At 64.8% G+C, this 7,572-nt stretch carries 7 protein-coding genes; 1 reads left to right on the top strand and 6 read right to left on the bottom strand.

Features of this window, described 5'->3' with window-relative positions; genetic code table 11:
• Positions 1–25: 25 nt before the first annotated feature.
• From P3W85_RS26740 to P3W85_RS26765, 6 genes are all read right to left on the bottom strand, one after another.
• The gene (locus P3W85_RS26740) at positions 26–1,228 is read right to left on the bottom strand and encodes an acetyl-CoA C-acetyltransferase (protein ID WP_276266966.1); all 1,203 of its coding nucleotides are present in this window, start codon (positions 1,226–1,228) and stop codon (positions 26–28) included.
• A 102-nt stretch (positions 1,229–1,330) separates the two neighbouring features.
• Positions 1,331–2,002 (bottom strand): carbonate dehydratase, encoded by a 672-nt coding sequence (gene can, locus P3W85_RS26745; RefSeq protein WP_017225034.1) that lies wholly within the window; start codon positions 2,000–2,002, stop codon positions 1,331–1,333.
• Positions 1,999–3,837 carry a bifunctional isocitrate dehydrogenase kinase/phosphatase gene (gene aceK / locus P3W85_RS26750; protein WP_017225035.1) on the bottom strand — a complete coding sequence of 613 codons (1,839 nt, stop codon included), beginning with the start codon at positions 3,835–3,837 and terminating at the stop codon, positions 1,999–2,001. The genes can and aceK overlap by 4 nt, the downstream gene beginning before the upstream one ends.
• Positions 3,838–3,979: 142 nt before the next feature.
• A complete protein-coding gene (locus tag P3W85_RS26755; protein ID WP_276266967.1) occupies positions 3,980–5,161 on the bottom strand; it encodes an isovaleryl-CoA dehydrogenase in 1,182 nt (393 codons plus the stop codon).
• A gap of 85 nt (positions 5,162–5,246) precedes the next feature.
• Positions 5,247–5,705, bottom strand: coding sequence for a PaaI family thioesterase (locus P3W85_RS26760; protein WP_017225502.1), 459 nt, complete (start codon positions 5,703–5,705; stop codon positions 5,247–5,249).
• Positions 5,706–5,830: 125 nt separating this feature from the next.
• Entirely contained in the window at positions 5,831–6,268 is a 438-nt protein-coding gene (locus tag P3W85_RS26765; protein ID WP_017225501.1) for a MerR family transcriptional regulator, read from the bottom strand.
• 217 nt (positions 6,269–6,485) lie between these two features.
• On the opposite strand from P3W85_RS26765, the gene P3W85_RS26770 reads away from it, so the two are divergent.
• Positions 6,486–7,559 carry an MBL fold metallo-hydrolase gene (locus tag P3W85_RS26770; RefSeq protein ID WP_035808521.1) on the top strand — a complete coding sequence of 358 codons (1,074 nt, stop codon included), beginning with the start codon at positions 6,486–6,488 and terminating at the stop codon, positions 7,557–7,559.
• Positions 7,560–7,572: the final 13 nt, after the last annotated feature.

Raw genomic sequence — 7,572 nt, forward strand, 5'->3', positions numbered from 1 at the left:
GCCGCTAGGTTGCTATCGGCCCCGGTCAGGCGCCGACGATCTCCAGCCCCACGGCGGTGGCTTCGCCGCCGCCGATGCACAGGCTGGCTACGCCGCGCTTGCCGCCGGTCTTGCGCAGCGCGCCGATCAGCGTGGCCATGATGCGTGCGCCCGAAGCACCGATCGGATGGCCAAGCGCGCAGGCGCCGCCGTGGATATTGACCTTGCCGTGCGGGATCTTGAGGTCGTGCATCGCGGCCATCGGCACCACGGCGAACGCCTCGTTGATCTCGAACAGGTCGACGCTGTCGGTGGTCCAGCCGAGCTTGCTGTAAAGCTTGCCGATGGCCTCCACCGGCGCGGTGGTGAACCATCCGGGCGCCTGCGCATGCGTAGTGTGACCCAGCAGGCGGGCCAACGGTTCCAGCCCGAGCCGTTTGGCGGTGGACTCGCGCATCATCACCAGCGCCGCGGCGCCGTCGTTGATCGACGAGGACGAGGCAGCGGTGATGGTGCCGTCCCTGGCAAAGGCCGGCTTCAGCGAGGGGATCTTGTCGAGCTTGATGCGGCGCGGGCCTTCATCGGTATCGATCACGGTGTCGCCGCCGCGGCCCGGCACCGTCACCGGCGCAATCTCCCAGCGGAAATCGCCGCGCTCGGTGGCCTGCTGGGCGCGCCGCACGCTCTCCATGGCGAACTCGTCCTGCGCTGCGCGGGTGAAGCCGTACTTGGCCGCGCAGTCCTCGCCGAAGGTGCCCATCGAACGGCCGCCGCCTTTTTCGTCCTTGATGTAGGCGTCTTCCAGGCCGTCCAGCATCATGTGGTCGAAGATCATGCCGTGGCCGATGCGGTAACCGCCGCGGCCCTTGGGCACCAGGTATGGCGCGTTGGTCATGCTCTCCATGCCGCCGGCGATGGCGATCTCGAACGAGCCCGCGAGCAGCCCATCGTGCACGGTCATGGCGGCGCGCATGCCGGAGCCGCACATCTTGTTGACCGTGGTGCAACCCACGCCGAGCGGCAGGCCGGCGCCCAGCGCGGCCTGCCGGGCGGGCGCCTGGCCCTGCCCGGCGGGCAGCACGCAGCCGAACACCACTTCTTCGACCTGCTCCGGCTTGAGGCCGGCGCGTTCCACCGCGGCGCGGATGGCGGCGGCGCCCAGCTGGGGCGCCGTCAGGGCGGAAAACTCGCCCTGGAAAGCCGCCATCGGGGTACGGGCGGCGGATACGATAACAATGGGATCATGCATGGGAAGTCTCCAATGATTGGGGCGATGGGCGAAAACTGGCGGCGGTTGTTGGGCTCTACCTGTCGGGCTCTACCAAATGCTTGCGAGGCGTGCGGCCGGCGCTCAGCGGATCGATGCCTGCGGCGGATCGCCGAACTGGCGGTAAGCCGCCTCGAGTTGTTCGTGCAGTTCGTCGTTGCTGCTGGCGGCCATGCCCAGGTCGCGCAGCAGGCCGTCGGATACGCCGTAGACCCAGCCGTGCACGGTGACCGGCTGGCCACGGTCCCAAGCGTCCTGCAGCACCGTGGTCTGGCAGACGTTGTTGACCTGCTCGATCACGTTGAGCTCGCACAGCCGCGTATGCGCGTCTTCCTCGCGGGCGACGGTGCCGAGGTAGGCGCCATGCTTGTCGGCCACGTCGCGTACGTGGCGCAGCCAGTTGTCGGCCAGGCCGACGCGCTGGCGCTTGAGCGCGACCTTGACGCCGCTGCAGCCATAGTGGCCCACCACCGTGATGTGGCGCACCTTGAGCAGCTCCACGGCAAACTGGATCACGGAGAGCGCGTTGAGATCGCTATGCGCGATGACGTTGGCGATATTGCGGTGGACGAACACCTCGCCCGGCGCGAGCCCGAGGATCTGGTTGGCCGGCACGCGCGAATCGGAGCAGCCGATCCACAGGTACTCCGGCGCCTGCTGGTTGGCCAGGTTCATGAAGAAACCCGGATCCTCCGCATTCACGCGGTCGACCCACTCCCGGTTGTTGCGGAACAGCTGGGCGATGGCGTCACTCATGCGACTCTCCTTGCCGGTTCCGACCCGCCGCCGGCATGGCCTTGGGTTGGAGCTGCGGCGGCATAGCGATTGATGAATCTTTCTGAAACGTCATAGGCGTAAAAATCGTGGATTTGCCCGGCCAGCAGCCGGTCCTTGTGAGCCTGCCACATGGCAGGATCGAAGAAATCTGCGTGGTGGCGCAGGAAGGCGGCGCGCACGCGCGCATCGCCCAGCAGGAAAGTGCGATAGGTCTCGGGAAAGATGTCGTGCCGGCCCACGCTGTACCAGACCTCGCCCGACATTTCCTCTTCCTCGTTGCGCGGCTGCGGCACGTGGCGGATATGGGTATCCGTCATGTATTCGATCTCGTCGTAGTCGTAGAACACCACGCGGCCGTGGCGCGTGACGCCGAAGTTCTTGTAGAGCATGTCGCCCGGGAAGATATTGGCGGCGATCAGCTCCTTGATGGCGTTGCCGTACTCGACGATGCCGTGCTCGATCTGGGCATCGGAGCCCTCCTGCAGCCAGATATTGAGCGGCGTCATGCGGCGCTCGATGTACACATGGCGCACCACGATCTCCTCGCCGCCATCCTTGCCCCGCTGGTACTCGATCATCGACGGCGCGTGCTGCTCCAGCTCGCGCACCAGCGCATCGTCGAAGCGCGACAGCGGGAAGGCCACGTCGGAGTATTCCAGCGTATCGGCCATGCGGCCCACGCGATCATGCTGCTTGACCAGCTGATACTTCGACTTGACCAGCTCGCGCGTGGTTTCCTTGGGTGCCGGGTAGTAGTCCTTGATCACCTTGAACACATAGGGATACGACGGCAGCGTGAACACCAGCATGACCAGGCCCTTGATGCCGGGCGCGCTGATGAACTTGTCGGAGGAGTGCTGCAGGTGATGCAGGAAGTCCCGGTAGAACAGGTTCTTGCCCTGCTTCTGCAAACCCAGCGAGGTGTAGATCTCCGCGCGCGGCTTGCGCGGCATGATATCGCGCAGGAAGGTCACGTAGGCCGACGGGATCTCCATGTCCACCATGAAGTAGGAGTGCGTGAAGGAGAACAGGATCAGCAGTTGCACCTTCTTCAGCAACACCGTGTCGAGCGAGAGCTTGCCGCCGGGCGAGTGCACGATGGGAATCGCCAGCGGGAAGGTGCGGTCGGCGTTAAGGATGCGGCCGATGATAAAGGCCGACTTGTTGCGGAAGAACAGCGACGACAGCACGTGGATCTGGAAATTCGGCGCGATGCGGAAGTCGCCGAAATACTCGGTGACCGCGCGCACCACATAGCCGATATCGCGGGTGAGATCCTCGAACGGACGCTCGAGCTGGAAATTGTGGACGATGCGCTCGAAGCAGGCGGCCATGCCGGTGCGGCTGCCCGGGTAGTAGGCGCGGAAGGTCGGCCGGGTGGGCGACTCTTCGTTCTCGATGTACTCGGTCGAGATGGCCGGCCGCACGAAGATGAAGTCGTTGTTGAAATACGAGCGGTGCAGGATGCGCGTGCACACCGAATTGAAGAAAGTCTCGGCCAGTTCCGGCTGGTGATGGTTGGTCAGCAGCCCGATATAGTGCAGCTTGATCTGCTGCCAGATCTCGTCCTCGATGCGCTCGGCGTCGTACTCGTCTTCCAGGATCAGGCTGGTTTCGCGCACGCGCTCGTTATAGAAGGCGATGCGGTCGCGCTGCAGTTGCTGCAGGCCATGCCAGTCAGCCGCCTCGAACTTCACCTTGGCCTGGTGGCTGACCTCGCGAAACAGCCGGTAATGCTTGTCGAACCCGTCCAGCATGGTGCGGGCCACATCGTAGGCTATCTGCGAGGACAACAGCTTGGGGAAGTGGGACATGACGCGGACCGGTGAATAATGCAGGTTCCGGAGATTGTAAATTGGTTCGGCGGGCGGGCGAGTGATCTTTCGGTCAATTCCGCACCGGCGGCACGTCGCCGCCGCACACCGGCGCCACGCTGGCCCGCCTGCCGCGCCAGCGTCACATGGTTTGCGAAAAAAGCTCCCGCCCGATCAGCATACGGCGGATTTCCGAAGTGCCGGCGCCGATCTCGTACAGCTTGGCGTCGCGCCACAGGCGGCCCACCGGGTATTCGTTGATATAGCCGTTGCCGCCCAGGATCTGCACCGATTCGCCGGCCATCCACGTCGCTTTCTCGGCGGTATGGAGAATCACCGCGGCGCAGTCCTTGCGCACCTGGCGCACGTGCTCCGTGCCCAGCGAATCGAGGTTCTTGCCCACCGTGTACAGGTAGCTGCGCGCCGCCTGCAGCGTGGTGTACATATCGGCCACCTTGCCCTGGATCAGCTGGAATTCGCCGATGCTCTGGCCGAACTGCTTGCGGTCGTGGATGTACGGGGTGATCACGTCCATGCACGCCTGCATGATGCCCACCGGGCCGCCGGACAGCACGGCGCGCTCATAGTCCAGACCGCTCATCAGCACCTTGGCGCCGCCGTTCTCGGCGCCGAGGATGTTCTCCACCGGCACTTCCACGTCCTGGAACACCAGCTCGCCGGTGTGCGAGCCGCGCATGCCGAGCTTGTCCAGCTTCTGCGCCACCGAGAAGCCCTTCATGCCCTTCTCGACGATAAAGGCCGTCATGCCGCGCGCGCCCAGCTCCGGCTCGGTCTTGGCGTAGACCACCAGCACGTCGCAGTCCGGGCCGTTGGTGATCCACATCTTGGTGCCGTTGAGCACGTAGCGGTCGCCCTTGAAGTCGGCGCGCAGTTTCATGCTCACCACGTCGGAGCCGGCATTCGGCTCGCTCATCGCCAGTGCGCCGATCCAGTCGCCGGAGACCAGCTTGGGCAGGTATCTGGCTTTCTGCGCGGCGGTGCCGTTGCGGTGGATCTGGTTGACGCACAGGTTGGAGTGCGCGCCGTAGGACAGGCCGACCGAGGCAGAGGCGCGGCTGATTTCCTCCATGGCGATCATATGGGCGAGGTAGCCCATATTGGCGCCGCCGTATTCCTCGGCGACCGTGATGCCGAGCACGCCGAGATCGCCCATCTTCTTCCAGGCGTCCATCGGGAACTGGTCGGTGCGGTCGATCTCGGCCGCACGTGGGGCCAGTTCGGCCTGGGCCCAGTTGCGCACGGTCTCGCGCAGCATGTCGATGTCTTCGCCCAAGTCGAACTTCAGGCCTGGCAAGTCGGTCATGGCGTCTCCTGATGGCATGGTCTCTGGTCTCTTATGCGCGTCTTGTCTTGTATTGCAGCATCTGCAAAGCAACCGGCTTCAGGCTTCATACGTGATCCAGCGTGCGCACCACGCACAAGGTCATCAGCATGGTGGCCACCGCCTTGCGCACGCCCGCGGTCTCGCTGAAGACATCGCCCTGCGCCACGATCAGGGTGCGGCCCGGCTTGAGCACGCGGCCCACCGCGATCAGGCGCTCGCCCTGTGCGGGCGACAGCAGGTTGATCTTGTATTCCGCGGTCAACCCGGCCTCGCCCTCGCCCACCAGCGACAGCGCCGCGTATCCGCAGGCGCTGTCGGCCAGCGCACCCACCGCGCCGCCGTGGAAAAAACCGTGTTGCTGGGTCACGCCCTCGGACCACGGCATGGCGATCTCCACCTCGCCGCGCGTCACCCGGGTCAGCGCCGCGCCGAAGGTGGTCATCAGGCCCTGGCGGGCGAAGCTGGTGGCAATGGCATCCGCGCGCGCGGCGGACAAGGCGGCGGGATCGACGTCGATGGGCATGGGCTTTCCTCTGTTCACCAGCCGCCACCCGGGCGTCTGGCCTAAACGATGGGCTGCTGAGCTATTTTATTTACGTTTACGTAAACGTCAATCAAATCAAGCGAATTCGCTATTCAAGCGTCTCATCAAGCACTTTCATCCTGCCCGGCGGAGGCTTTCCCGCCGGCATGTCCGGCCAGCAGGCGCCGGCATTGCCGTTCGTGCTGGTCGATCTCGGCAAGCTGGGCCTGCAGGTCTTCGAGCTGGCGCTCCAGCGTGCCGCGATGCAGCGCCAGCGAATGCAGGAAGCGCTCCAGCTGAGGGGCGGTATCGCGCGGCGATTCATACAGGTCGAGAATTTCGCGGATCTCGTTCAGCGTCAGCCCGAGGCGCTTGCCCCGCAGCGTCAGCTTGAGACGCGTGCGTTCGCGCCCGTTGTAGACGCGCTTGCGCCCGCTAGGTCCTTCGCGCTCGGGCGACAGCAGGCCCTGATCCTCGTAGAAGCGGATGGCGCGCGGCGTGACATCGAACTCGCGGGAGAGATCGGTGATGGTGTAGGTTGGCGTGACTGGCGAAGCTGGCATGATGACCCGGCAAAAAGTGAACGGTCGTTCGGTACGAATTGAAGTTTTCGCTTAATATGACAAAGGCCCGTTTCAATTGACGTTAACGTTAGCGTCAAGCAAAGCGGCTGGCAACCGCGACGTGCAAGCCGTCGGCCTGGACGGCTTGCGCGACGACAAGAAAGCCCGCCTGCGCGCGGCACAGCGCGCACAGGGCTTCAGACCCGAGAGACTCCCCATGAACGCACTAGAACACCAGCTCCAATACCCGTTTGGCGACACCATGCCCGAAGCCGGCGCCCGCCAGGAAGTCGCGCCCGGCGTGTACTGGCTGCGCATGCCCCTGCCCTTCGCGCTGGATCACATCAACCTGTGGCTGGTGCGGGACCGCCTCGACGGCCGCGACGGCTGGACCGTGATCGATTGCGGCATCACCAACGACACCATCAAGGCGCACTGGGAAACCGTGTTCGCCAACGAACTCGAGGGCCTGCCCGTGCTGCGCGTACTGGCCACGCACTGCCACCCCGACCACATCGGCCTGGCGCACTGGCTGTGCAAGCGCTGGGACGCGCGGCTGTGGATGAGTCTGGGCGACTACATGAATGCCCGCGTGATGGGCAGCGGCACCGGCGCCGGCTCCAACGCCGGCGGCGACTTCGCCGCCAGCCACTTCGCCCGCCACGGCCTGACCGACCCCGACAGCCTGGAAAAGCTGCGCGCGCGCAAGAGCTACTACCCGTCGCTGGTGCCGGACCTGCCGACCCAGTACCGGCGCCTGATGGATGGCGATATCGTCCATATCGGCACCGACGCCGCCCGCTCCGGCTGGCGCGTGATCACCGGCTTCGGCCATGCGCCCGAACACGTGGCGCTGTATAACGCCGCCACCAACGTGCTGATCTCCGGCGACATGGTGCTGCCGCGCATCTCCACCAATGTCAGCGTGTTCGACATGGAGCCGGAAGCCAATCCGCTCAAGCTATACCTGGACTCCCTGGGCAAGTACGAGCCGCTGCCGGAAGACGTGCTGATCCTGCCTTCGCACGGCAAGCCCTTCCGTAACCTGCATACGCGGATCCGGCAGTTGCGGGAGCACCATGTGGACCGTCTCGCCGAAACGCGCGCCGCTTGCGCCGAGAAGCCATGCAATGCGCATGACATCGTCGGGGTGATGTTCAAGCGGCAGTTCGATATTCACCAGATGACGTTTGCGATGGGCGAGGCGCTGGCGCACTTGCATGTGCTGTGGCATGCGGGGGAAGTCACGCGGGAAGTCGGCGCGGATGGGGTCGTGAGGTTCAAGGTATAGGTTTTTATGGGTT

This window comes from Cupriavidus basilensis (assembly GCF_029335485.1).
Taxonomy (GTDB): Bacteria; Pseudomonadota; Gammaproteobacteria; order Burkholderiales; family Burkholderiaceae; genus Cupriavidus; species Cupriavidus basilensis_E.

Excerpts from the sequence above, each read along its gene's own strand:
- P3W85_RS26760 (WP_017225502.1), bottom strand. The coding sequence starts at position 5,705 with ATGCCCATCGACGTCGATCCCGCCGCCTTGTCCGCCGCGCGCGCGGAT.
- P3W85_RS26740 (WP_276266966.1), bottom strand. The coding sequence starts at position 1,228 with ATGCATGATCCCATTGTTATCGTATCCGCCGCCCGTACCCCGATGGCG.
- P3W85_RS26765 (WP_017225501.1), bottom strand. The coding sequence starts at position 6,268 with ATGCCAGCTTCGCCAGTCACGCCAACCTACACCATCACCGATCTCTCC.
- P3W85_RS26770 (WP_035808521.1), top strand. The coding sequence starts at position 6,486 with ATGAACGCACTAGAACACCAGCTCCAATACCCGTTTGGCGACACCATG.
- can (WP_017225034.1), bottom strand. The coding sequence starts at position 2,002 with ATGAGTGACGCCATCGCCCAGCTGTTCCGCAACAACCGGGAGTGGGTC.
- P3W85_RS26755 (WP_276266967.1), bottom strand. The coding sequence starts at position 5,161 with ATGACCGACTTGCCAGGCCTGAAGTTCGACTTGGGCGAAGACATCGAC.
- aceK (WP_017225035.1), bottom strand. The coding sequence starts at position 3,837 with ATGTCCCACTTCCCCAAGCTGTTGTCCTCGCAGATAGCCTACGATGTG.